At 73.6% G+C, this 23,387-nt stretch carries 20 protein-coding genes and 1 tRNA gene; 14 read left to right on the top strand and 7 right to left on the bottom strand.

Features of this window, described 5'->3' with window-relative positions; all coding sequences use genetic code 11:
- Positions 1 to 62 precede the first annotated feature (62 nt).
- Positions 63 to 1,241 (bottom strand): acyl-CoA dehydrogenase family protein, encoded by a 1,179-nt coding sequence (locus AB0C35_RS30955; protein WP_358463487.1) that lies wholly within the window; start codon positions 1,239 to 1,241, stop codon positions 63 to 65.
- 131 nt (positions 1,242 to 1,372) lie between these two features.
- On the opposite strand from AB0C35_RS30955, the gene AB0C35_RS30950 reads away from it, so the two are divergent.
- From AB0C35_RS30950 to AB0C35_RS30915, 8 genes are all read left to right on the top strand, one after another.
- On the top strand, positions 1,373 to 3,208 hold the full coding sequence (locus AB0C35_RS30950; protein ID WP_358463484.1) for a methylmalonyl-CoA mutase family protein: 1,836 nt from the start codon (positions 1,373 to 1,375) through the stop codon (positions 3,206 to 3,208).
- Positions 3,205 to 5,418, top strand: coding sequence for a methylmalonyl-CoA mutase (scpA, locus tag AB0C35_RS30945; protein WP_358463482.1), 2,214 nt, complete (start codon positions 3,205 to 3,207; stop codon positions 5,416 to 5,418). The genes AB0C35_RS30950 and scpA overlap by 4 nt, the downstream gene beginning before the upstream one ends.
- Entirely contained in the window at positions 5,415 to 6,398 is a 984-nt protein-coding gene (meaB, locus tag AB0C35_RS30940; protein ID WP_358463479.1) for a methylmalonyl Co-A mutase-associated GTPase MeaB, read from the top strand. The genes scpA and meaB overlap by 4 nt, the downstream gene beginning before the upstream one ends.
- A 79-nt stretch (positions 6,399 to 6,477) precedes the next feature.
- On the top strand, positions 6,478 to 7,461 hold the full coding sequence (locus tag AB0C35_RS30935) for a GNAT family N-acetyltransferase (RefSeq protein WP_358463476.1): 984 nt from the start codon (positions 6,478 to 6,480) through the stop codon (positions 7,459 to 7,461).
- A 135-nt stretch (positions 7,462 to 7,596) separates the two neighbouring features.
- Positions 7,597 to 7,667 (top strand) — tRNA-Asn (locus AB0C35_RS30930).
- Positions 7,668 to 7,693: 26 nt separating this feature from the next.
- Positions 7,694 to 8,134, top strand: a complete 441-nt coding sequence (locus tag AB0C35_RS30925; protein ID WP_358463473.1) for an HNH endonuclease — start codon at positions 7,694 to 7,696, stop codon at positions 8,132 to 8,134.
- A gap of 215 nt (positions 8,135 to 8,349) precedes the next feature.
- A complete protein-coding gene (locus AB0C35_RS30920) occupies positions 8,350 to 9,393 on the top strand; it encodes a hypothetical protein (protein ID WP_358463470.1) in 1,044 nt (347 codons plus the stop codon).
- Between the two features lie 51 nt (positions 9,394 to 9,444).
- Positions 9,445 to 10,278, top strand: coding sequence for an endonuclease/exonuclease/phosphatase family protein (locus tag AB0C35_RS30915; RefSeq protein ID WP_358463467.1), 834 nt, complete (start codon positions 9,445 to 9,447; stop codon positions 10,276 to 10,278).
- Here AB0C35_RS30915 and AB0C35_RS30910 read toward each other — a convergent pair.
- Positions 10,272 to 11,327 (bottom strand): Gfo/Idh/MocA family oxidoreductase, encoded by a 1,056-nt coding sequence (locus AB0C35_RS30910; protein WP_358463464.1) that lies wholly within the window; start codon positions 11,325 to 11,327, stop codon positions 10,272 to 10,274. The genes AB0C35_RS30915 and AB0C35_RS30910 overlap by 7 nt on opposite strands.
- 101 nt (positions 11,328 to 11,428) lie before the next feature.
- Here AB0C35_RS30910 and AB0C35_RS30905 point away from each other — a divergent pair, with 101 nt between their 5' ends.
- Together AB0C35_RS30905 and AB0C35_RS30900 are read left to right on the top strand one after the other, a co-directional pair.
- Positions 11,429 to 13,075: an FAD-dependent oxidoreductase gene (locus tag AB0C35_RS30905; protein ID WP_358463461.1), complete on the top strand. Its 1,647-nt coding sequence runs from the start codon at positions 11,429 to 11,431 to the stop codon at positions 13,073 to 13,075.
- A complete protein-coding gene (locus AB0C35_RS30900; protein WP_358463458.1) occupies positions 13,072 to 14,475 on the top strand; it encodes an ATP-binding protein in 1,404 nt (467 codons plus the stop codon). The genes AB0C35_RS30905 and AB0C35_RS30900 overlap by 4 nt, the downstream gene beginning before the upstream one ends.
- Before the next feature lie 12 nt (positions 14,476 to 14,487).
- Here the strand turns inward: AB0C35_RS30900 and AB0C35_RS30895 are convergent, their stop codons facing one another.
- Positions 14,488 to 15,282 (bottom strand): class II aldolase/adducin family protein, encoded by a 795-nt coding sequence (locus AB0C35_RS30895; protein WP_358463455.1) that lies wholly within the window; start codon positions 15,280 to 15,282, stop codon positions 14,488 to 14,490.
- 125 nt (positions 15,283 to 15,407) lie between these two features.
- On the opposite strand from AB0C35_RS30895, the gene AB0C35_RS30890 reads away from it, so the two are divergent.
- From AB0C35_RS30890 to AB0C35_RS30880, 3 genes are all read left to right on the top strand, one after another.
- Positions 15,408 to 16,556, top strand: a complete 1,149-nt coding sequence (locus AB0C35_RS30890) for a helix-turn-helix domain-containing protein (RefSeq protein WP_358463452.1) — start codon at positions 15,408 to 15,410, stop codon at positions 16,554 to 16,556.
- A gap of 64 nt (positions 16,557 to 16,620) precedes the next feature.
- A complete protein-coding gene (locus AB0C35_RS30885; RefSeq protein WP_358463449.1) occupies positions 16,621 to 17,493 on the top strand; it encodes an LLM class flavin-dependent oxidoreductase in 873 nt (290 codons plus the stop codon).
- Entirely contained in the window at positions 17,493 to 17,822 is a 330-nt protein-coding gene (locus AB0C35_RS30880) for a multidrug efflux SMR transporter (protein ID WP_358463446.1), read from the top strand. Before AB0C35_RS30885 ends, AB0C35_RS30880 begins: the two co-directional genes overlap by 1 nt.
- Positions 17,823 to 17,915: 93 nt before the next feature.
- Here AB0C35_RS30880 and AB0C35_RS30875 read toward each other — a convergent pair whose 3' ends face one another.
- The 4 genes from AB0C35_RS30875 to AB0C35_RS30860 all read right to left on the bottom strand — a co-directional run bounded on the left by AB0C35_RS30875 (position 17,916) and on the right by AB0C35_RS30860 (position 21,751).
- Entirely contained in the window at positions 17,916 to 18,464 is a 549-nt protein-coding gene (locus AB0C35_RS30875; protein ID WP_358463443.1) for a hypothetical protein, read from the bottom strand.
- 48 nt (positions 18,465 to 18,512) lie between these two features.
- Positions 18,513 to 19,364: an AraC family transcriptional regulator gene (locus tag AB0C35_RS30870; RefSeq protein ID WP_358463440.1), complete on the bottom strand. Its 852-nt coding sequence runs from the start codon at positions 19,362 to 19,364 to the stop codon at positions 18,513 to 18,515.
- 36 nt (positions 19,365 to 19,400) lie between these two features.
- The gene (locus AB0C35_RS30865) at positions 19,401 to 20,150 is read right to left on the bottom strand and encodes a hypothetical protein (protein ID WP_358463437.1); all 750 of its coding nucleotides are present in this window, start codon (positions 20,148 to 20,150) and stop codon (positions 19,401 to 19,403) included.
- A 191-nt stretch (positions 20,151 to 20,341) separates the two neighbouring features.
- The gene (locus tag AB0C35_RS30860; RefSeq protein WP_358463434.1) at positions 20,342 to 21,751 is read right to left on the bottom strand and encodes an aldehyde dehydrogenase family protein; all 1,410 of its coding nucleotides are present in this window, start codon (positions 21,749 to 21,751) and stop codon (positions 20,342 to 20,344) included.
- Positions 21,752 to 21,928: 177 nt separating this feature from the next.
- On the opposite strand from AB0C35_RS30860, the gene AB0C35_RS30855 reads away from it, so the two are divergent.
- The gene (locus AB0C35_RS30855; protein ID WP_358463431.1) at positions 21,929 to 23,362 is read left to right on the top strand and encodes an alpha/beta fold hydrolase; all 1,434 of its coding nucleotides are present in this window, start codon (positions 21,929 to 21,931) and stop codon (positions 23,360 to 23,362) included.
- The last annotated feature ends 25 nt before the right edge of the window (positions 23,363 to 23,387 follow it).

The following is a 23,387-nucleotide window of genomic DNA, read 5'->3' as shown; positions in this document are numbered from 1 at the left end:
CTAGCAACGCCCCCCGCCGGGTGCCCTTCCGGGGTATGCCGTGGACGCCGCCGTGGGGGCCGTCAGACGAACGCCCCGAGCCCCGTCGCCGCGCGCCCGACGATCAGCGTGTTGATCTCCCGGGTGCCCTCGTAGGAGTACAGCGCCTCCGCGTCGGCGACGAACCGGCCGATGTCGTAGTCGAGCACGATCCCGTTGCCGGCCATCAGCTCGCGCGCCCAGCCGACCACCTCCCGCATGCGGCTGGTGCAGTACGCCTTGGCGAGCGCCGAGTGCTCGTCGCGGTAGAGGCCGTCGTCCTGGAGCTGGGCCAGCCGCACCACCATGCCGAGCGAGGCGGTGGCGTTCCCGAGCATCTTGACCAGCAGGTCCTGGACGAGCTGGAAGCGGGCGATCGGCCGGCCGAACTGCTCGCGCTCCACCGCGTAGGCGCGGGCGATCTCGTAGGCGGCGAGCATCACCCCGACGGCCTGCCAGGCGACGCCGCTGCGGGTCCGGCGCAGGATCGCCGCCGTGTCCCTGAAGCCGTTCGCGCCCGCGAGCCGGTCCGCCTCCGGGACGCGGCAGTCGGCCAGCACGATGTCGGCGTTCTCCACGGTCCGCAGCGCGATCTTGTTCTCGATCCGGGTGGCGGTGAAGCCGGGCGTGTCCTTGCCGACGACGAAACCCTTGACCTGGTCGTCCGCCTCGTCCCTGGCCCAGACGACGGTGTGGTCGGCGAACGTCGCGTTGCCGATCCACCGCTTCGCGCCGTTCAGCACCCAGGTGTCGCCGTCGCGGCGCGCGGTGGTGCGCAGGCCGAGCGCCACGTCCGACCCGCCCTCCGGCTCGGTGAGCGCGAACGCGCCGATCTTCTCCATCCGCCCCATCGCCGGCAGCCACCTCGCGCGCTGCTCGGGCGAGCCGCACCGGCCGATGCTGCCCATGGCGAGGCCCGCGTGGACGCCGAAGAACGTGGCCATGGACGGGTCGACCCGGGCCATGTCCATCGCCAGGAACCCGGTGAGCAGGCTGCTCGGCTTCTCGCCCGGGCACTCGTCGTGGGGGAGCCCGGCGATGCCGAGCTCCCCGTACTGGGGGATCAGGTCGAACGGGAACCTCGCCCGCGCCCAGCAGTCGTTCGCGATCGGCGCGACCTTCGACTCCAGGAAGGCCCGCACCCGCCCGACGATCTCCTTCTCGCGCTCGTCGAGCAGTTCCTGCATGAGGTAGAGGTCGCCGGGGAGGGAATCCAAGGTCATGCGCTCACCCTTCCCGCGCGCCGCACCGTTAACCGGCGCACGGCTCCGGCGCACCGGCCTCCGCGCGCCGGTTTCTGGTCAGCGGGACCCGCTTTAGAGCCGGATTCGGTCGCTCGCCTACGATCCAGGGCATGACGGTGCCGCCTGAGGAACTCGAACTGGCCGCCGCCTTCCCCCCGGCCGAACGCGGCCGGTGGCGGGAGATGGTGAAGGGGGTGCTGCGCAAGTCCGGCGCGGCGACGGAGGACACCCCCCTCGACGACATCGAGGGTCTGCTGACCCGCGAGTCGTACGACGGAGTGCCGATCGCCGCGCTCTACGCGCGGGGCGACGCCCCGCCGGGACGCCCCGGCCTCGCCCCCTACGTCCGCGAGGTGCGGCCGGACGGCGAGGGCCTCGCCGGATGGGACGTCCGGCAGCGGCACGCGCACCCCGATCCGGCGGTCACCCGGGAGGCGGTCCTCGCCGACCTGGAGAACGGCGCCACCTCCGTCTGGCTGCGGCTCGGCGACGGCGGGCTGCCGGTCGCCGGGCTCCCCGAGGCGCTGCGCGGCGTCCTGCTGGACCTCGCGCCGGTCGTCCTGGAGGCGGGGGAGCACACGGCCGAGGCCGCGGAGGCGTTCCTTTCCCTGGCCGCCGAGCGCGGGAACGCGGCGGACGCGTCCGGCAACCTCGGCGCCGACCCGCTCGGGCTGGCCGCCCGCACCGGTACGCCCGGCTCCCCGGCCGAGGCCGCCGCGCTCGCCGTCCGCTGCGTCCGCGAGTTCCCGGGACTGCGCGCCGTGGTCGCCGACGGCACCCCGTACCACGACGCGGGCGGCGGCGACGCCGAGGAGCTCGGGGCGGCCGTCGCGGCGGGCGTCGCCTACCTGCGCGCGCTGACCGGCGCGGGCCTGAGCGTGGACGAGGCGTTCGGGCAGATCGAGTTCCGCCTCGCCGTGACCGCCGACCAGTTCTCCTCGATCGCCAAGCTCCGCGCCGTCCGCCGCCTGTGGGCGCGGGTCGCGGAGGTCAGCGGGGCCGCCGAGGGCACGTCCGCGCGCGTCCACGCCGTGACGTCGTCGGCGATGATGACGCGGCGCGACCCGTGGGTGAACATGCTCCGGACCACGATCGCGACGTTCGCCGCCGGGACCGGCGGCGCCGACGCGGTCACCGTCCAGCCGTTCGACGCCCGGTTCGGGCTCCCGGACGACTTCGCCCGCCGCATCGCCCGCAACACCCAGACGCTGCTGCTGGAGGAGTCGAGCCTCGCCCGCGTCGTCGACCCGGCCGGCGGCTCCTGGTACGCCGAGAGCCTCACCGAGGGGCTCGCCCAGGCCGCCTGGACCTGGTTCACCGAGATCGAGAAGGCGGGGGGCCTCGGCGCCGCCCTCGAATCGGGGCTCGTCGCCCGCCGGCTCGCCGCGACATGGGCGCGCCGCCGCGAGGACATCGCCCGGCGCAAGGCCCCGCTCACCGGTGTCAGCGAGTTCCCCAACCTCGCCGAGACCCTGCCCGAGAGGGCGCCGGCGCCCCGGGAGCCGCGCGGCGGGCTCCCCGTCGTCACGTACGCGCAGGACTTCGAGGCCCTCCGCGACCGCTCCGACGCCCACGCCGAGGCGACGGGCGCCCGCCCCAAGGTGTTCCTGGCCACGCTCGGGCCCATCGCCGTCCACACGGCGCGCGCGTCGTTCGCCGCGAACCTCTTCCAGGCGGGCGGGATCGAGACGGTCACCGGCGCGCCCGAGGAGTTCGGGACGTCCGGGACGACCGTCGCCTGCCTCTGCTCCAGCGACAGGCTGTACGAGGAACAGGCCGCCGAGGCTGCCCGGGTTCTGCGCGAAGCGGGTGCAGTGAAGGTCTGGCTCGCGGGTAAGGGAACCTACGAGGGGGTCCCTGAAGGCGTCACCGCCGGCGTGTACGCGGGATGCGACGCGATCGAGGCGCTGGAGACCACCCTCCACGATCTGGGAGTGAACGAATGATCCCCGACTTCACCGAGATCGAGCTCGGGACGGCGCCCCCGGCCGAGGAGGCCGCCAAGCGCTGGCGCGCCGCGGCCGCCGAGACGACCGGCGCGGACCCCGAGGCCCAGACCTGGGACACCCCTGAGGGCATCGGCGTCCGCCCCCTCTACACCGGCGACGACCTGGCCGGGCTCGACTTCCTCGACACCTACCCGGGCATCGCGCCGTACCTGCGCGGCCCCTACCCGGCGATGTACGCGACGCAGCCGTGGACGATCCGGCAGTACGCCGGTTTCTCCACCGCCGAGGAGTCCAACGCCTTCTACCGGCGCAACCTCGCTGCGGGGCAGAAGGGCCTGTCGGTCGCGTTCGACCTCGCCACCCACCGCGGCTACGACTCCGACCACCAGCGCGTCTCCGGCGACGTCGGCATGGCGGGCGTGGCGATCGACTCCATCTACGACATGCGGCAGCTCTTCGACGGCATCCCGCTGGACAAGATGAGCGTGTCGATGACCATGAACGGCGCCGTCCTGCCCGTCCTCGCGCTCTACATCGCCGCCGCGCGGGAGCAGGGGGTGGAGCCGGAGGCGCTCGCCGGGACCATCCAGAACGACATCCTCAAGGAGTTCATGGTCCGCAACACCTATATCTACCCGCCGCAGCCGTCGATGCGGATCATCTCCGACATCTTCGCGTTCACCTCGCAGCGGATGCCGAAGTACAACTCCATCTCGATCTCCGGCTACCACATCCAGGAGGCCGGGGCCACGGCCGACCTGGAGCTCGCCTACACCCTCGCCGACGGCGTCGAGTACATCCGCGCCGGACGCGACGCGGGCCTGGACATCGACGCGTTCGCGCCCCGCCTGTCGTTCTTCTGGGCGATCGGGATGAACTTCTTCATGGAGGTCGCCAAGCTCCGCGCCGCCCGCCTGCTGTGGGCGCGGCTGGTGAAGGCGTTCGGCCCGCAGAACCCCAAGTCGCTGTCGCTGCGGACGCATTCCCAGACGTCCGGCTGGTCCCTCACCGCGCAGGACGTCTACAACAACGTCGCCCGCACCTGCATCGAGGCCATGGCCGCCACGCAGGGCCACACCCAGTCGCTGCACACCAACGCGCTGGACGAGGCCCTCGCCCTGCCGACCGACTTCTCGGCCCGGATCGCCCGCAACACCCAGCTGCTCCTCCAGCAGGAGTCCGGGACGACCCGCACCATCGACCCGTGGGGCGGCAGCGCCTACGTCGAGCGGCTCACCTACGACCTCGCCCGACGCGCGTGGGGCCACATCACCGAGGTCGAGGAGGCCGGCGGCATGGCCAAGGCGATCGACGAGGGGCTGCCCAAGCTCCGCATCGAGGAGGCCGCCGCCCGCACCCAGGCCCGTATCGACTCCGGGCGGCAGCCCGTCATCGGCGTCAACAAGTACCGCGCCGACACCGAGCAGGAGATCGAGGTCCTCAAGGTCGACAACGCGTCCGTCCGCGCGCAGCAGATCGACAAGCTGCGCCGCCTGCGCGAGGAGCGCGACGAGCCCGCGACGCTGGCCGCGCTGGACGCGCTGACCCGCGCCGCCGGCGCCGCCGAGAAGGGGACCCGGGAGCGGGGCCTGGAGCACAACCTCCTCGCCCTCGCCATCGACGCCGCCCGCGCCAAGGCGACCGTGGGGGAGATCTCGGACGCGCTGGAGAAGGCGTACGGGCGCCACTCCGCGCAGATCCGTACGATCTCCGGTGTGTACAGGGAGGAAGCAGGCAGGGTGACGGCGATCGAGAAGGCCCGGGCGGCGACCGCGGCGTTCGAGGACGCCGAGGGGCGCCGCCCCCGCATCCTCGTCGCCAAGATGGGCCAGGACGGCCACGACCGCGGCCAGAAGGTGATCGCGACCGGGTTCGCCGACCTCGGCTTCGATGTCGACGTGGGCCCGCTGTTCCAGACCCCGGCCGAGGTCGCCCGGCAGGCCGTCGAGGCCGACGTCCACATCGTGGGCGTCAACTCCCTCGCCGCCGGCCACCTCACGCTCGTGCCCGCGCTGCGCGAGGAGCTGTCCGCGCTCGGCCGCGGCGACATCATGATCGTCGTCGGCGGGGTCATCCCGCCGGGCGACTTCGACGAGCTGCGCGCCGCCGGCGCCGCGGCGATCTTCCCGCCCGGCACCGTCCTGGCGGACGCGGCGATCGGCCTGCTTGACGAGCTGACCGCCGCGCTGGGCCACGCGAACAAGTGAAGCCGGGCCTCGACGACTACGCGGCCGGGGTCCTGGACGGGTCGCGGGCGTGGATCGCGCGGGCGATCACGCTCGTGGAGTCGAGCCGTCCCGACCACCGGGAACTCGCGCAGAAGCTCCTGGTCGAGCTGACCCCGCACGCGGGGAACGCCCGCCGCGTCGGGATCACCGGGGTGCCGGGCGTCGGCAAGTCCACGTTCATCGACGCGCTCGGCACCCGCCTGACGGGCGAGGGGCACAAGGTCGCGGTCCTGGCCGTGGACCCGTCCTCGACCCGGACGGGCGGCAGCATCCTCGGCGACAAGACCCGCATGCAGCGCCTCGCCGTCGACCCGGACGCGTTCATCCGGCCCTCGCCCACCGCCGGGACCCTGGGCGGCGTCGCCAAGGCCACCCGCGAGGCGATGGTCGTCATGGAGGCCGCCGGGTACGACGTCGTCCTCGTCGAGACGGTCGGCGTCGGCCAGTCCGAGACCACCGTCGCCGACATGGTCGACTCGTTCCTGTTCCTCACCCTCGCCCGCACCGGCGACCAGCTGCAGGGCATCAAGAAGGGCGTCCTGGAGCTGGCCGACGTCATCGCCGTCAACAAGGCCGACGGGGAGCACAAGATGGAGGCCGTGCGCGCCGCCCGCGAGCTGTCGGGCGCGCTGCGGCTGCTGCGCAGCGACGAGCGGATCCGCGACACCGCCGTCCTGACCTGCAGCGCCAAGGAGGGCACCGGCCTGGACGAGGTGTGGGGCAAGCTCGTCGAGCACCAGGAGCGGCTGCGCGAGTCCGGCGAGCTGGAGAGCAGGCGGCGGCGGCAGCAGGTCGGCTGGACGTGGGCGATGGTCCGCGAGCGGCTCCTCACCGAGCTGGACGCGCACCCCGAGGTGCGGAGACTGGCGCCGCGGCTGGAACGCGAGGTCGCCGACGGCGCCCTCACCCCCGCCCTCGCCGCCGAGCGCATCCTGGAGGCGTTCTCGCGCGGCCGCTGACCGCCGTTCTTCGCCGGCCGAAACCCCCGGTTGCCGAGGGTCGCGGTCACGCCGCGCGACGATCAGGTAGAACAGTCGGATGGACGTCATCGCGCTCGATGATCCGACGGACGCGCAGATCCGGGAGTGGCACGGCGTGCTCGCGGCCGTCCACGCCGCCGACCCCGCGGCGGAGCCCGCCCCCGACCCGGAGCGCACGGCCCGGCTGCTGCTCGGCGCGGAACCCGGGTCGCGGCGGAGGCTGTGGGCCGTGACCGGCGGCGGGCACATGGCCGCGGTGGCGGCGCTCCGGCTGCCCGGCGAGCCCGGCACCGGCCGTCCCGCCGAGATCGACATCCAGGTCCGCCCCGCGCACCGCCGCCGCGGGCTCGGCCGCCGGCTGCTCGCCGTCGCCGCCGGGGGGTTGCGCGCCGACGGACGCACCAGCGTGATCGCGCAGGTGCTCGCGGGCACCCCGGCCGTCCCGTTCCTGGAGTCGCACGGCTTCGAATGCGTCCTGACCCTGCGCGGCATGCTGCTGCGCCTGGACGACGTCCCGGCAGGTCACGTCGCCCGGCTCCTGGCCGAGGAGCACGCCGGCTACGACCTCGTCCGGTGGCGGGGCACGGTGCCGGACGAGCACGCCGCCGCGCTCGCCCGCGCCAAACATTCCATGGCCGACCTCGCCGAGTACGAGGGGACCCCCTGGGACGCGCACCGCGTCCGCGAGATGGCCGAGGTCGTCGCCAAGCGCGGCGACGACCTGTACACCGTCGCGGCCCTCTCCGGCGGCGTCATCGCGGGGTTCACCGAGGTCGTCGTCCCGTACGGCTGCACCGGCCGCGCCGCCCAGTACGACACCGCCGTCGTCCCCGAGCACCGCGGCAGGCGCCTCGGCATCTGGGTGAAGGCGGCCATGCTCGACTGGCTGGCCGGGGCGTGCCCCGGCGTCCGCGAGATCGAGACCGACAACGCCGGCGACAACGTCCACATGCTCGCCGTCAACGAGGAACTCGGCTTCCGGATGGAACGCGAGTCCATGGAATACCAGGCCGCCGTCACCGCCCTGCCCGCCGCGCCCTGACCACCGCACCCGGCCGCCCTCCGGGCGTCGCGGCCGCCGAAGAGTCCGAAAACACGTTGCCTCCGCCACCGCCGCATCGGCATTCTTATGGAGGCTTCCGGGAATGCCCGGGAGCCTCCAGAATTGCCGGAGTATTCCCTTGTGGTTCAACGGAAGAACGCCGCACCGTTAATGCGGATATTCAGGTTCGAATCCTGGCGGGGGAGCGGCACAGGTGTGGGGAGGTGACCCGGTGAACGTGCTCGTCCTGAACGCGTCGTACGAGCCCTTACAAAGGGTGGACCTGCGGCACGCCATCCGCATGCTGGTGCGCGAGGTGGCGGTCGTCGAGGAGGCCGAGGAGGGCCGGACCTTCGGCCGGTTCCCGGTGCCGCGGGTCCTGCGGCTCGTCCGGTACGTGGCGATGCGCTGGCGGCACGGCAGGCGCCCGCCGTGGAGCAAGCGCGGCGTGTACCTGCGCGACCGGGGCCTGTGCTGCTACTGCGGCAAGCGCGGCAACACCATCGACCACGTCCACCCGCAGTCGCGCGGCGGCGGGGACACCTGGGAGAACACGGTCCTGGCCTGCGGCAGGTGCAACAACCGCAAGGGGGACCGGACGGTCGCCGAGGCGGGTCTGCGGCTGCTGTCCCGGCCGCGGATCCCGCGCTGGGAGGAGCTCGTCGGGCCGTGACCGGGAGCGCTCCGCCGGCCGGGCGGCGCGCCTCCCGGCGACGCCGGGGCAGGGGCCGGGCCCGCCGCGAGGCGGACCCGGCCCCTCGGTCGTGTACGGGCCGGCCCTCCGGTAGCCCGTGGGTGACTCTATGTGTTTTGTGAAGCGTATGAGGCTAAATGGGCGATTGTGGTAGCGTGCCGCCAATCCTGAGCTTTGTTATCTAGGAGTGATCTGTGGCGGCCCTCGATCCCCCCGGCAGGACGGCTCGCGCGACGGGCGGGCGGAGAACGTCGCGGCGCCTGGCGGCGCTGGCCCTCGCGGCGGGCGTCGCGATGGCGCTGCCCCCGGCCTCCGGGAGCGCCGCGAGCGCCGCGAGCCTCCCGCAGGCGCCGGACGACGACCTGAAGAAGAAGTACGCCAAGCTCAAGGCGGAGTCCGAGAAGCTGTCCAAGGAGTACCGCGGCGAGCTCGTCACGCTGGAGGCGGCGAAGAAGGCCGCCGAGCGCGCCGGAGCGGACGCCGCCCGCGTCGACCGGGAGTACGACGCCGCGCGGGCCGACGTCGCCCGCCTCGCCTCCACCTCCTACATGACCGGCCGGCTCGACGTGATCCCGATCATCTCCTCCGCGGAGCCGGGCGCCGCCGTCCACGACGCCGCCGTGATCGAGCACATCAGCCGCAACAACGGCCGCCGCCTGGAGAACCTGAAGACCCTCACCGCCAAGGCGGAGCAGTCGAACGAGACGGCCCGCAAGAAGCTCGACGCGGTCGAGAAGGAGATCAAGGACCTGAAGAGCCAGCGCACCCGCGTCACGAAGCTGCTGGCCAAGTACAAGCCCCAGGTGACGCAGACGCAGGCGCCCACGGGCGGCGGCGGCAGCGGCCGCCCCGACGGGGCGAGCGGCACCAAGTCCCCGATCGTCGGCAACTCCATGACCTCGCGCATGCGGAACGTCCTCGTGGAGATCGACGGCAAGTTCGGCCCGTTCCCCACGATCGGCTGCGCGCGTCCCGGCGACCCGCAGGACCACGGCTCCGGCACCGCCTGCGACTTCATGGAGAGCACCGGCGGCGGCATGCCGAGCGCCTCCGCCCAGGCGCACGGCGACAACGTCGCCCAGTACCTGATCGGCAACGCCTCCAGGCTGGGCCTCAAGTACATCATCTGGAAGCAGCGCATCTACGACTTCCGCAGCAGCGGCGGCTGGCGCCAGATGGAGGACCGCGGCAGCATCACCGCGAACCACTACGACCACATCCACGTCTCCGTCCTCTGATTCACGGCCGGGATCCTGGCGGCCCGCCGCGCGCACTGAGACGCTCGCGTCATGCCTTATGACATCGAGCAGCCGTACGGCCCGCAGATCGAGACCACGGTCCGCGTCGCGACCTGGAACGTCTGGGACCGCCACGGCCCCTGGCGCGAACGGGAGCCGGCGATCATCGCGACCCTCCGGGACGCCGCGCCCGACATCGTCGTCCTGGCCGAGGCGTGGGAGGACGACGACGACGCGCAGGCCGACCGGCTCGCGGAGGCGCTCGGCCTGCCGCACACCGTGTTCCGCGGCGCCCCGGCCGCCGGCGGGGGCAGGTCGGGGATCGCGCTGCTGTCCCGCTGGCCCCTCGGCCAGGTGGGGCGCCAGCAGCTCGGCTTCCAGCAGGAGCAGTTCGACTCCGGCCACGCGGTGCACGCCAGGGCGGACGGGCCGCGCGGCCCCGTCCACGTCTTCGGCACCGTCCTCGGCTGGAAGCTCGGCCACAGCGCGCAGCGCCAGGAGCAGGTCCGCGCCCTCGGCGGCTTCGTCCGCCAGGCCGGGCGGAACGACGCGCCGGTCGTGGTGTGCGGGGACTTCAACGCGGCGCCCGACTCCGACGAGATCCGCATGCTGACCGGGCGCGCCGCCGCCGCGGCGCCCGGCGTGGTCTTCTACGACGCCTGGGAGATGGCGGGGGACGGCACCCCCGGGCACACCTGGAGCCGGGCCAACCACTGGACGCGGCCGGTGCTGTGGCCCGACCGCCGGATCGACTACATCTTCTCGGCGTGGCCGCGCGCGGGCGGCGCCGGCCATCCCGTCCACTGCGAGCTGATCGGCGAGCGGCCGGTGGACGGCGTCGTCCCGTCCGACCACTACGGGGTGCTGGCCGACCTGCGCTACTGATCGTCGAGTGCGACGACGGCGTTCTCGCCGGCGGAGCGGACCGCGGCCTCGATGACCTCCAGCCCGGTGATCGCGTCGGCGAGGCTCACCGGAGGGGGCGCGCCGTCGCGGAGGGCGCGGACGACGCTCGCGTAGAAGTCGTGGTAGGCGCCGGGCTCGGTGGGCTCGGCCGCCTCCTTGCCGGGGACGCCGAGCAGGCCGTGCGCATCCGGTGACGCGATGCCGTAGCCGGGGTCTTTGGGAGTGAGGCCCTCGCGGAGCTGTTCCTCCTGCGCGTCCATGCCGGACACCGTGTAGGACCCCCGGCTTCCGAGCACCCGGAACCGCGGGCCGAACTGCGCCGCCGTCGCGCTCATCCACAGGTGGGAGCGGGTGCCGCCCGGGTGGGCCAGCGCCACGAACACGTCGTCGGGGGTTCCCGCGCCGCCGCGGCGCGTGTCGATCTCGGCGAACACCCGTTCCGGGCGGCCGAACAGCGCGACCGCCTGGTCGACGAGGTGGGAGCCGAGGTCGAACAGGATGCCGCCCGCGTCGCGGGGGTCGGTGCTCTCCTTCCAGCCCGCCTTCACCTCCGGACGCCAGCGTTCGAACCGCGACTCCAGCCGCCGGATGTCGCCGAGGACGCCGGAGGCGATCAGCCGCCGGACGGTCCGGTAGTCGCCGTCCCAGCGCCGGTTGTGGAACGGGAACACCGGCAGCCCCCGCACGGCGCTCAGCGCCGCCAGCGACCGGGCGTCCGCCGCCGAGGCCGCGACCGGCTTGTCCACCACGACCGGGACGCCCGAGGTCAGCGCCGTCCGGGCCAGCGGAACGTGCTGCCGGTTCGGCGCCGTGACCACGACCAGGTCGTAGCCCTCCGGCGCGCTCCAGAGGCGGTCGGCGCTGCCGAACACCTCCGCCTCCGGGTACCGCTCGCGGACGGCCTCCTGCCGGCCGGGGTTCCCCGTCACGACCGCGGCCAGCCGCATTCCCGGCACCGACGAGATCAGCGGGGCGTGGAACACCGAGCCGCCGGTGCCGTATCCGATCAGGGCAACACGCAGGTCCATGCCATCGATGATGACCGATCCCGCGGCACCGCCCCGCGCCCGGGGCCGCCGAAGCGACGTAGGCTTTCCTCCGGGGATGTGCGGGAAAAGAGGGAGTCGCGTTGTCCAAGCCGGTGCTTCTGACCGTCGACGACGACCCGGGCGTGTCCCGGGCCGTGGCGCGTGACCTGCGCCGCAGGTACGCCGAGTCGTACCGGATCGTGCGCGCCGAGTCCGGCCCGCAGGCCCTGGACGCGCTGGGCGAGCTGCGGCTGCGCGGCGACGACACGGCCGTGCTGCTCGCCGACCACCGGATGCCCGAGATGAACGGCGTGGAGTTCCTCGAACGCGCCATGGACCTGTTCCCGTACGCCCGGCGGGTCCTGCTCACCGCCTACGCCGACACCGACGCCGCGATCCGCGCGATCAACGTCGTCGACCTCGACCACTATCTGCTGAAGCCGTGGAACCCGCCGGAGGAGAAGCTCTACCCGGTGATCGACGCGCAGCTCGACGCGTGGGCGCGCGCCGACCGGCGCCCGCCGGGCGAGCTGCGCGTCGTCGGGCACCGCTGGTCGGCCCGCTGCTACGAGGTCCGCGACTTCCTCGCCCGCCACCAGGTGCCCTACACGTGGCTGATGGACGGCGACCCGGAGGGCGCCCAGCTCGTCGCCGCGGCCGGCGCCCCGGAACTGCCGCTGATCGTGACCCCGGACGGGTCGGCGCTGTCCGCGCCGTCCGACGCGGAGCTGGCGTCCGCGATCGGGCTGGCCGGCGCGCCGTCCAACGGGTTCTACGACCTGATCGTCGTCGGCGGCGGGCCGTCCGGGCTCGGCGCGGCCGTGTACGGCGCGTCCGAGGGGCTCCGGACGGTCGTCGTGGAGCGGCGCGCCCTCGGCGGCCAGGCCGGGCAGAGCTCCCGCATCGAGAACTACCTGGGCTTCCCCGACGGGGTGAGCGGGGCGCAGCTCGCCGACCGGGCCCGCCGGCAGGCCGACAGATTCGGCGCCGAGCTGCTGCGGACCGGCGAGGTCACCGCACTGGAGTCGCACGGCACGGCCCGGGTGGCGCGGCTGGCGGACGGCACGGAGATCGCCGCGCACGCCGTCATCCTGTCCACCGGCGTGTCCTACCGGCGGCTCAACGCCGAGGGCGTGGACGACTTCGTCGGCCGCGGCGTGTTCTACGGCGCCGCGCTCACCGAGGCCCCGGCGTGCGCGGGCGAGGAGGTCGCGGTCGTCGGCGGCGCCAACTCCGCCGGCCAGGCCGCCGTGCACCTCGCCAGATACGCGGGCAAGGTGCACCTCGTCGTCCGGGCGGACGGCCTGGACAAGTCGATGTCGCACTACCTGATCCAGCAGATCGCCGAGACGCCCAACATCGAGGTCCACACCGGCAAGACCGTCTGCGCCGCGGAGGGCGCGGGCCGGCTGGAGCGGCTCACGTTCGCGTGGCCGGGCGGCAAGAAGACGATCGACGCGCACTGGCTGTTCGTGTTCATCGGCGCCGAGCCCGGCACGGGATGGCTCGGCGGGTTCGTCGAGCGCGACGCGCGCGGCTACGTGCTGACGGGCCCCGACCTCGTCGCCGGGGGCCGCCGCCCCGCCGGCTGGCCGCTCGCCCGCCAGCCCTACCACCTGGAGACCAGCGTCCCCGGCGTGTTCGCCGCCGGCGACGTCCGCGCGGAGTCGATGAAGCGGGTCGCCTCCGCGGTCGGCGACGGCGCCATGGCCGTCGCCCTCGTCCACCGTTACCTGGAGCAGGCATGAGCGGCACGGTGTCACCGGAGGTTCTGCGCGGGCTGTTCCTCTTCGAGGACCTCGACGACGAGAAGCTCGGCTGGCTGTCGGCGTGCGGGCACGTCGCGGAGTACCCCGCCGACGGCGTGATCTGCGCGCAGGGCGAGCCCGCCGAGTTCCTGTACGTGCTCCTGGACGGCGAGATGGTGATGACCCAGAACGTCCGGGACCATCTCGTGGAGGTGACCCGGACGGACCGTGCCGGCACCTACGGCGGCGCCGTGCAGGCGTACCTGGGCGACAAGATCGAGCAGCGGTACCAGCACACGCTGCGGGCGACGCGTCCCGCGCGGGTGTTCGCGCTCCCGGCCCGCAAGTTCGCCACGGCGGTCCGCAAGTGGTTCCCGATGGCCACCCACCTGCTGGAGGGCGTGTTCTTCGGGATGACCAACAGCCGGCGGGTCGTCGACCAGGTCGAGCGCCTCGCCGCCCTCGGCACGATCACCGCCGGGCTGACCCACGAGCTGAACAACCCCGCCGCGGCGGCCGCGCGGGCCAGCGCCGAGCTCGGCGACCGGCTGCTCGGCGCGCAGGCGAGGCTGGCCGACCTCGCGGCCGAAGGCGTCGACTGCACCCGGCTGGGCGCGCTCGCGTCGCTGCGCCCGGCGCCCGCGCGGCCGGGAGCCCGTCGGAGCCCCCTGGAGGTCAGCGACGCCGAGGACGAGCTGGCCGACTGGCTGGAGGAGCACGGCGTCGCGGACGCCTGGGACCTCGCGCCGGGCCTGGTCGCGGCAGGGATCGGGACCGGGCAGGCCGAGGAGGTCGCGCTGGCGGCGGGCGGGCACCTGCCGGCGGCGGTGCGCTGGCTCGCCGAGGTGCTGGAGGTCGCCCAGCTCCAGGCGGAGATCGCCGACGCGATGGGCCGCATCACCGCGCTGCTGGACTCGGCGCGCCAGTACTCCCAGCTCGACCGCGCCGCCTACCTGCGGGCCGACCTGCGCGAGCTGCTCGACAGCACGCTCACCATGCTGAAACGCAAGATCGGCCCGGACGTGACGGTGAAGACCGACTACGACCCCGGCCTGCCGCCCGTCCCCGTCTACGCGGCCGAGCTGAACCAGGTCTGGACGAACCTGATCGTCAACGCGCTGTACGCGATGCAGGGGTCGGGGACCCTCACGATCCGCACCGCGCGCGAGAACGACCACGCGCTCGTGGAGATCGGCGACACCGGGACGGGCATCGCCGAGGACGACCTGGACCGGATCTTCACCCCGTTCTTCACCACGAAGCCGGTCGGGCAGGGCACCGGCCTCGGGCTCGACATCTCCTGGCGCATCGTCGCCGGCCGGCACGGCGGCGACATCCGCGTCGAGTCGCTGCCGGGCGACACCCGCTTCCGGGTGCTGCTGCCGCTCACCGAGCGCTGACCGGCCCGCGGGTCACTCGAACAGGTCGGGCTGCTCCCTGGTGATCTGGTCGTAGAGCGGCTGGTAGTTGATCCAGCCGACGAGGTCGTTGCCGATCTGCCCGTGGGTGAGGACGGCGTTGTCGTGCTCGATGGGGACGACCTGCCCGGCGGCCTTGGCGAGGAGCTGCACCTGGCACGAGCGCTCCATCGTGATGAACCACCAGGCGGCGGCGTCCACGGTGTCGCCGACGGTGAGCAGGCCGTGGTTGCGGAGGATGACGGCCTTGGTGCCGCCGAGGGCCGCGGCGATGCGCTTGCCCTCCTCCAGGTCGGTGACGACGCCGGTGTAGTCGTCGAACAGGCCGTGGTCCTGGTAGAACGCGCAGACGTCCTGCGTGATCGGCTCCAGCTTCCGGCCGAGCGCGGAGATCGCCCGCCCGTACGTGGAGTGGCTGTGCGCGGCGGCCACGACGTCCGGCCGGGCCTGGTGCACCTGCGAGTGGATCGCGAACGCGGCCTCGTTGACGGGGTAGCGGCCCTCGACGACCTGGCCCTGGTGGTTCACCAGGATGAGGTCGCTGACCTTGATGTGCTTGAACGACATGCCGAACGGGTTGACCCAGAAGTGGTCGGTGCGCTCGGGGTCGCGGGCGGTGATGTGGCCGGCCACGCCCTCCTCGAACCCGAACTTGCCGAAGATGCGCAGCGCGGCGGTCAGGCGCTCCTTGCGGTGCCGGCGCTCGTCCTCGACGTCGTCGAACGACGGGGGCAGCCGGAAGATCAGGTCGGTCGGCAGCTTCTCCAGGAACTCGTCCTCGTCGGACATCGGCGCACTCCTCGGGTAGTTTGCACCACCGAACACCACCGCCCGGCGGTCCGGCTAGACCGAGGTCGTCCAAATGCCGCGAGGCCGGTTGTCCGGCCGGGACAACGAGGGCGCAGAATGGGGGGATGGAGGCCAGTGCGGGCGACCGGTTCCTGCGGTTGCTGACCGACCGCACCGACGATCCGGCGGTGATCGAGGCGACCGTGCGCGCCGCGCGGAGCAAGTCGGAGATGGTGGCGGCGCTGCCCGAGGAGGAGACGAGGCGGCACACCCGCGCGCTCGTGCGGGGGGTGCTCGCGGCCGTGCGGACCGGCAGGCCGGGGGAGGACGTCCTGGCCGCGGCGGAGCGGCTCGGCTCGGACCGGGCGCGGCAGGGCGTGCCCGTCGCGGCGTTCCTGGACGGATTCCAGGCGGGCCGCGCCCATCTCGTCCGGACGCTCGTTGCCGACGGCCGCCGGACCGGCGTCCCGGACGCCGTGCTGCTCGACGGCGTCACCCGCATCGACGAGATCACCACGGCGCTCGTCCACCGGATGGTCCACGCGCACCGGGTCGCGGAGCTGGAGATGGCCCGTACCGAGCGGGAGGGCCGCGTGCAGATGCTCCGGCAGCTCCTGCACGGCGAGGCCGTCCCGGTGCTCGCCCCGCTCGACCCGGCCTGCGCCTACCACTGCGTGGTCTCCGACGTCAGCGACCCGGCGGTCGCGGCGCGGCTGGAGACCGAGCTCCTCGCGGCGGGGCCGGGGCTGTGCGGGCTGGTCGACGGGCGGCTCGCGGCGCTCGTCGCGCGGCTCCCCGATCCGCACGGCGCGCCCGGCAGGCCGGCCGGTCCGCTGCTGGTTGCCGCGCCGCCCGCCCGTCCCGCCGAGATCGCGCCGATGTACGCGCTGGGACGGCGGGCGCTGCGGGCGGGCGCCGCCGCCGGGCTGGCCGGGACGCGGGAGCTCACCGATCTCGCGCTGCTCACCGCCACCGACGCGGAGCCGGAGCTCGGCGGGCTGCTCGCCGCCGCGCTGCCGGGCGGTCTCGACCCCGACGACCCGTTCCACGTCGAACTGGCCGAGACCGCGCTCGCCTACCTCGACCACGGCGGGCGGATCGAGCCGACGGCCGCGGCGCTGCACGTCCACGGCAACACGGTCAAGTACCGCATCCGCCGCCTGCAGGAGCTGACCGGGCGCCCGCTGCTGGACCCGTCGTCGGGGGCGGCGGTGTCCCGCGCCGCGAACTGGTGGTGGGCGCTGCACCGCTGGCTCGCGCGGGCCCGGTCGTGATCTATTTGGGTGACGGAATCCGCCCGGGGGACGTCCCGGGGCGTACGGGAGAGCGGAGGTACCGGTGACCAGCACACCGAGGATCGGCACCGTGATGTGGCCGATGCAGTCCTGGCCGGAGGCCGGGCGGCTGTGGCGGCGCGCCGAGGACCTCGGGTTCCGGCACGCCTGGGTGTACGACCATCTCGCGTGGCGCGGCGCGACGCCCTGGTACGACGCCTACACGACGCTGGCCGCGGCCGCCGCGGTCACCTCCCGGGTGCGGCTCGGCACGCTGGTCACCTCGCCGAACTTCCGCCATCCCGTCCCCACCGCGCACGCGATCAAGACGATCGACCATGTGAGCGGCGGGCGGCTGTCGGTGGCCATCGGGTCGGGCGGCACCAGACGCGCCTCCGACGCCGGCGTCCTCGGCGGGGAGGACTGGACGCCCGGCGAGCGCGCCTCCCGGTTCGCCGAGTGGGTCGAGCTGCTCGACCTGCTCCTGCGCGGACCGGAGACGACCTTCGAGGGGACGTACTACACGGCCCGGGACGTCGTCTCGGAGCCGGGCTGCGTGCAGCGTCCGCGCGTGCCGTTCGTGATCGCCGGGGACGGGCCGCGGGGCATGCGGCTCGCCGCGAGGCACGGCACCGGGTGGGTGACCGGCGGACATGCCGAGGGCAGGGAGCCGCAGGACGTCGTGCGCTCCCGGCTGGCGGCGCTCGACGCGGCCTGCGAGGCCGAGGGCCGCAGGATCGACGACCGCATCCTGATGACGGGGTTCAGCGGGGAGCCGTGGCTGGACTCGCCCGGCTCGTTCGCCGACCTCGCGGGCCGCTACGCCGAGCTCGGCATCACCGAGATCGCGCTGCACTGGCCGCGTCCCGGCACGCAGTTCGAGGCGGACATGAAGGTCTTCGAGGCGGTCGCCGCCGAGCACGGTGAGGGCCGGTGATGCCGTTCGTCCTGCTCGCCCTCGCGATCGCCTTCGAGGTCACGGCGACGCTGGCGATGCGCGCCTCGGAGGGGTTCACCAAGCTCGTGCCGTCCGTCGTGGTGGTGGTCGGATACCTGATCTCCTTCGTGTTCATGGCCAGGGCGCTGGTGTCGCTGAACGTCGGGCCCGTGTACGCGATCTGGTCCGCGCTCGGCACCGTCGGGGCGTTCGCCGGCGGCGTGGTGCTGTTCAAGGAGCCGGTCAAGCCGCTGACGATCGCCGGCGCGCTGATCATCGTGGCGGGCGTGATCGTGATGAACCTCGGCGGGGGAGTGCGCCAGGAGTAGGAGCCGGGCCCCCGCGGGTGCGGGGTCACATCGGGTTCGGGGTCATGTCGGGTTCGGGGTCATGTCGGGTGCGGGGTCATGTCGGGTGCGGGGTCATATCCGGTAGACGGCGCCCTCTACGCCCCATTCGGCGAACGGCGGCGGCTCGCCGTGTCCCGCGGGCGGCGGCCGGACGAGGACGAGCCGGGACACGCCGAGCCGCCGCACCGCCCGTGCCGTCGCCTCCAGCGCGGGTCCGCCCGGCGGGCCTCCCGCGAACATGAGGTCGGCTCCCCGCGCCCAGCCCGGCGGCTCGGAGAACTCCGGCGCCCACACGCACACGCGGTGCCCGGCGGCGATCCGGTAGCCGTGCATGACGCCGCCGGGATGCGGTACCGGCAGCGGCTCGATGTGCAGCGTGCCGTGCCGGAACGGCGCGCGGACCGGCTCGGGCATGCCGCATTCGCGGGCGATCCGGCCGAGGGCGGGCTGGAGCGGGCCGTGCTCGTCGCGGACGAGCCACGCCTGCGAGATCTCCGGCGGCTCGGAGCCGGGGCCCCCGTCCAGCCCGACGTGCGCGTGGCCGTACTCGACCAGCAGCCCGGCCGGGGCATGGCGCGACGAGCGGGCCATTCCGATACCGAGCAGGATCAGGCGCGGCATGTTTCGATCGTCACCCCGCCGGGGGGCCGCGTCCACCCCCGGCGCCGGTCAGGCCGGTTCGGCGAGGGTGCTGACGCGCTGCTGTTCCAGCTGCCCGCCGATGAGCTCGGTGGGGGTGCACCCCGAGAGCGCGCGGAATTCGCGGTTGAGGTGGGCCTGGTCGTAGTAGCCGCAGGCGAACGCGGCCTCCGCGAACCCGGCTCCGCCGGTCAGCTGCTCGACGGCGCGCTGGAAGCGCAGCACCCGCGCCATCACCTTGGGCGGCAGGCCGGCCTGTTCGCGGAACCGGTGCGTCAGATGCTTGCGGCTCCAGCCGACGTCGGCGGCGATGTCGGCGACGGTCACCGTGAGGTCGCCGTTCAGGAGCCGCCACGCCCGGGTGACCTCCGGGTCGGGGACGGGGCCGCCCTCCAGGCGGCGCAGCAGGAAGCCGTCGAGGACGTCGAACCGCTCGCTCCAGGACGCGGCGGCGGCGAGCCGCTCGACGAGGGCGTGCGCGCCGCGGCCGAGCAGGTCGGGCAGGTCGACGGCGGCGTTGGTGAGGCGGGCCATCGGGACGCCGAACAGGGTGTACGCGCCGAGCGGCGTCACGTCGAGCTGGATGCCGCGCTGCCCGCCGGGGCTGACGTACATGCCGTGCCCGTCGTGCATCCCGGCGACGAACGACCCGTACTCGCGGTTGCGGACGCCGGAGTCGGGGACCTCCAGATAGAGCGGCGGCCCCAGGTTGATGATCACGACGGTGGTCCGGGTGGGCAGGGTCCGCATCCGGGTCGGGACGGCCACGGTCTCCCAGTAGCCGTCGTAGGAGCGCAGGAACGGGCGCAGCGCCGGATGCGGCCGCGCCTGCGCCAGCCACCAGCCGCCCCGGTCGCTGAACTGGACCGGCCTGTCGCTCATAATCCCAGTCCTACCAGACGGGACCGACGAATCCGGCTACTCGTACATCTGGCCGCACACCGCGATGCGGGCCAGGTCGTCCCACGTCATGGTGGTGATCGTGCGGACGTAGGAGCGGGCCGGCGGCTCCCCGGGCCCGGTGGGCCGCGGGACGCGGGCGCCGTCGGCGGCGTCCCAGCCGCCGAGGCTGCCCGCGACGGCGCACTCCAGGTAGGTCGCGGGGTCGAAGTTGTACCAGCGGGCCGGGGTGGCGCGGGCGCCGGAGCCCGGCGGGCGGGGCGCGTCCACGCCGAACCTGGCCCGCGGGCCAGGGGGAGTGGTCAGGAAGTCCTCCAGGTCGGCGATCTGGGACAGCAGCACCCGCTCCCAGTCGGCGTACCCGTCCGGCTCGTCGCCGGGCAGGGACAGGTCCTTGCCGCTCCACGCCGGGTCGAAGTCGGCGGGCGGGGTGGTGGACGCCGCGGCGAACATCGCCGCCACGTCGTCGGGCTCCAGCCGCGGCCGGTCGCTCAGCGGGGCGCCGACCTTCCACAGCGCCCGCAGGAACGCCGACAGCGACCAGGACGCCGCCCTGGCCTCCTGCCCGAGTTGCAGGAACACCAGGTACAGGTCGCGGTTGGTGCGGACGGCCGGCCCCGGCGGGCCCTCGACCCAGTACGTCTGCCTGTGCCGGACGCCGCTCTCGAAGACCAGGACCTGGGCGAGCGCCGAGATCCGCGAGTCGTGCGCGGCCACGTGGAACGTGTTGCCAAGGTCGTCCTGGCGCATGACGTCCCAGGTCTGCATCCGGGCCTCCACGGGTCGGCGGTGCGGTCACACGACCCCCGCCCCAGAAAGTGTGCCATTCCGGCGGCCGACCGCCAGTAGTGGCCATGTCACTTTCCGGCCTCGAAGTCGTGACCTCTCGCGGATGCGATACGCGGCGGAAAGGGGTAAGGGCCCGGCGCCGCGCGCCGGGCCCCGTCCGGGCGGGCCGATCAGTGCTTGGAGCGGTGGACGACCTGCATCTCGGTGAACCCGTACAGGCCCCACGGGCCGTTCTCGACGCCGATGCCGCTCCACTTGAACCCGCCGAACGGCTGGTTCGGGGCGAGCGCCAGGTGCGTGTTGACCCAGGCGGTGCCGCACTCCAGCCGCCCGGCGATCTCGGCGGCCCGGTCGGCGTCGGCGCCCCACACCGAGCCGGACAGCCCGAAGTGGGTGCCGTTGGCGCGGGCGAGGGCCTCCTCGACATCGGTGTACTTGACGATCGGCAGCGCGGGGCCGAACTGCTCCTCGTCCACGATCCGGGCGCCGTCCTCGACGTCGGCGAGGATCGTGGGCTCGAAGAAGTAGCCGGGCCCGTCGATGGGCCCGCCGCCCGCCGCCGCACGGGCGCCGCCCGCGAGCGCGTCGGCGACGAGCTCGCTCACCCGCTCGAACTGCGGCCTGTTGTTGATCGGCCCGTACTGGACGCCCTCCTCCATGCCGTTGCCGACCTTGGCGGCCTTCGCCCGCTCGGCGAGGGCGTCCACCACGTCGCCGTAGAGGGCCTCCGGCACGTACACGCGCTTGATCGCCGAGCAGACCTGGCCGTTGTTCTGGAACGCGCCGCCGAAGACCTTGTCGGCGATGGCGGCCGGGTCGGCGTCGTCCAGCACGATCGCCGGGTCGTTGCCGCCGAGTTCCAGCGTGACGCGCTTGAGGTCGGGCGCCGCGGCCGCGGCGACCCGCTTGCCGGTGGCGACGCTGCCGGTGAAGCTGATCTTGCGGGGGACGTCGTGCGAGGTCATCCAGGCGCCGAGTTCGTCGCCGCCGGTGACGACGTTCAGCACCCCGGGCGGCAGGACGTCGCGGAGCACCTCACCGAGCTTGAGGCTGGACAGCGGGGTGTACGGGGACGGCTTGAGCACCATCGTGTTGCCCGCGAGCAGCGCCGGGGCGAGCTTCCAGATCGCCAGGAGCAGCGGGTAGTTCCACGGGGTGATCGCCGCGACGACGCCCATCGGGCGCCGGACGACCTCGACGAGCGCGTTGGCGTCGTCCTGGATGACCTCGCGGGGCAGGTCCAGGTCGGCGAAGTACTTCAGCCACACGCCGGCTCCGACGACCTCCATGGTCGCGTCGGTCAGCGGCTTGCCCTGCTCCAGGGTCAGGATGCGGCCGATCTCCTCCGACTTGGCGAACATGAGGTCGGCCGCCGCCAGCAGCGCCTTGCGCCGCACGGACTCGTCGCCGCGCCATCCGGCGTAGGCGGCCTGCGCCGAGGCCATCGCCGCGTCCAGCTGCTCCCGGGAGGCGTCGGGCGCCTGCTCGGCCACCTCCCCGGTCGCCGGATCGATCACGCCGAAGGTCGCGGGCGCGTCCACCGCCTGGCCGTCGATGGTCATGGAGAACTTCTCGGACACCGTTGATCCTCCGCTCACGGGGTTACCGAACGACATTCAGTATTCACCCTCGCCGCCCGTTTTGACGAGACGGACCGCGCGATGAGACGCCCGGTCCCGGGCCGGTCCGGGGGGCGTCCGGTGGCCGGATCCGGCGAGAGGACCGCCCGCGGCGCCTTCGGACGTCATGATCGAAACATGCGATCACGTCTCACAGCGGTGTTCGCCCTCACCTTCGCCCTCGCCGCATCGGGCGGGGCGACGGCGGCCGCAGCACCCTCGTCGACCCACAGGGCGCCCCCGCCCGGATCCTCGGCCCCGGTACTGTCCGACCCGCATCCCTGCGCCGGGCAGCCCGGATTCACCTGCTCGTTCCTGACCGTCCCCCTCGACCACCGCGAACCCGGCGGGAAGGACACGCTGAGGCTTCAGGTGGCCACGGCGGACAACGCCGGCGCGCCCAAGGGCGTCCTGCTGTTCCTGACCGGCGGCCCGGGGCAGCCCGGCGTGCCGTACATCGCCGGGATCTCCGAGCGGATGCGGGAGCTGACCGACGACTACCGGTTCGTCATGATCGACCAGCGCGGCACCGGCGAGTTCGGCGCGATCGAGTGCCCGATGCTGCAGGCCCAGGTCGGCAGCGGCGACATCGAGCCGCCGACGCCCGAAGCGGTGCGGGAGTGCGCCGGCGTCCTCGGGGACCGGCGCCACTACTACACGACCGAGCAGACGGTGGGCGACCTCGACCTGCTGCGCCGGGCGCTGGGCGTCCGCAAGATGACGGTGGACGGCGTGTCCTACGGCTCCATCACCGGAGCCGCCTACACCGCGCGCCACCCGCAGCACGTGAAGAAACTCGTCCTCGACTCGGTCGTGCCGCACCGCGACCCGCAGCACGACAACATGCTCTACCTCACCAGCCTGCGGGCCACCGCGCGGGTCCTGCGGGACGCGTGCGAGGTCGCGCCCGCCTGCGGCTTCGACCCGGCCGAGGACCTCGCCTGGCTCGCCCGGAACCGCGACGACGCCGTCCTGATCTGGGACATGCTGGTGACCTACGAGTTCGTGGACCCGACCTACCGCGACCCGGACTCGCTGCCCAACGGCTGGGGCGACGCCGTCTCGGCGATCCACGAGGCCCGCCACGGGGACCCGGCGCGGCTCGACCGGCTGCTCCAGATCCTGAACTCCGGCGGCGATCCCGTCGCCAGTTACAGCTCGGGCCTGCACATCGCCACGATCTGCGGCGACGGCCACTTCCCCTGGGGCACCTCCGAGACCCCCGTCGCCTTGCGCGAGGCCGCGCTGGAGAGGACGCGCCGGCACCTGCCCGCCCGCGCCACCTGGCCGTTCACCGCCGACACCGCCGTGGGCAACGGGTTCATCCAGGAATGCCTCCACTGGCCGTGGTCGCGGCACACCGCCGAGACGCGGCGCGCGAAGCTCCCCGTCCCGGTCCTGCTGGTGAACGGCGACCGTGACCTGTCCACGCCGCTCGAATGGGCGCGGGAGGCGCTCCGCTACGCCCCGCGCGGCAAGCTCGTCGTGGTGAAGGGCGCCGCGCACTCCATCCAGAACCGCGAACGCGGCACGCAGGGCCGCGAGGCCGTGTACCGGTTCCTGGACGGCTGACCGGACGACGGGCCCGGCCCGGACG

The organism is Spirillospora sp. NPDC048819, assembly GCF_040650055.1.
Classification (GTDB): domain Bacteria; phylum Actinomycetota; class Actinomycetes; order Streptosporangiales; family Streptosporangiaceae; genus Spirillospora.
This window is presented reverse-complemented; position numbering and strand designations above follow the sequence as displayed.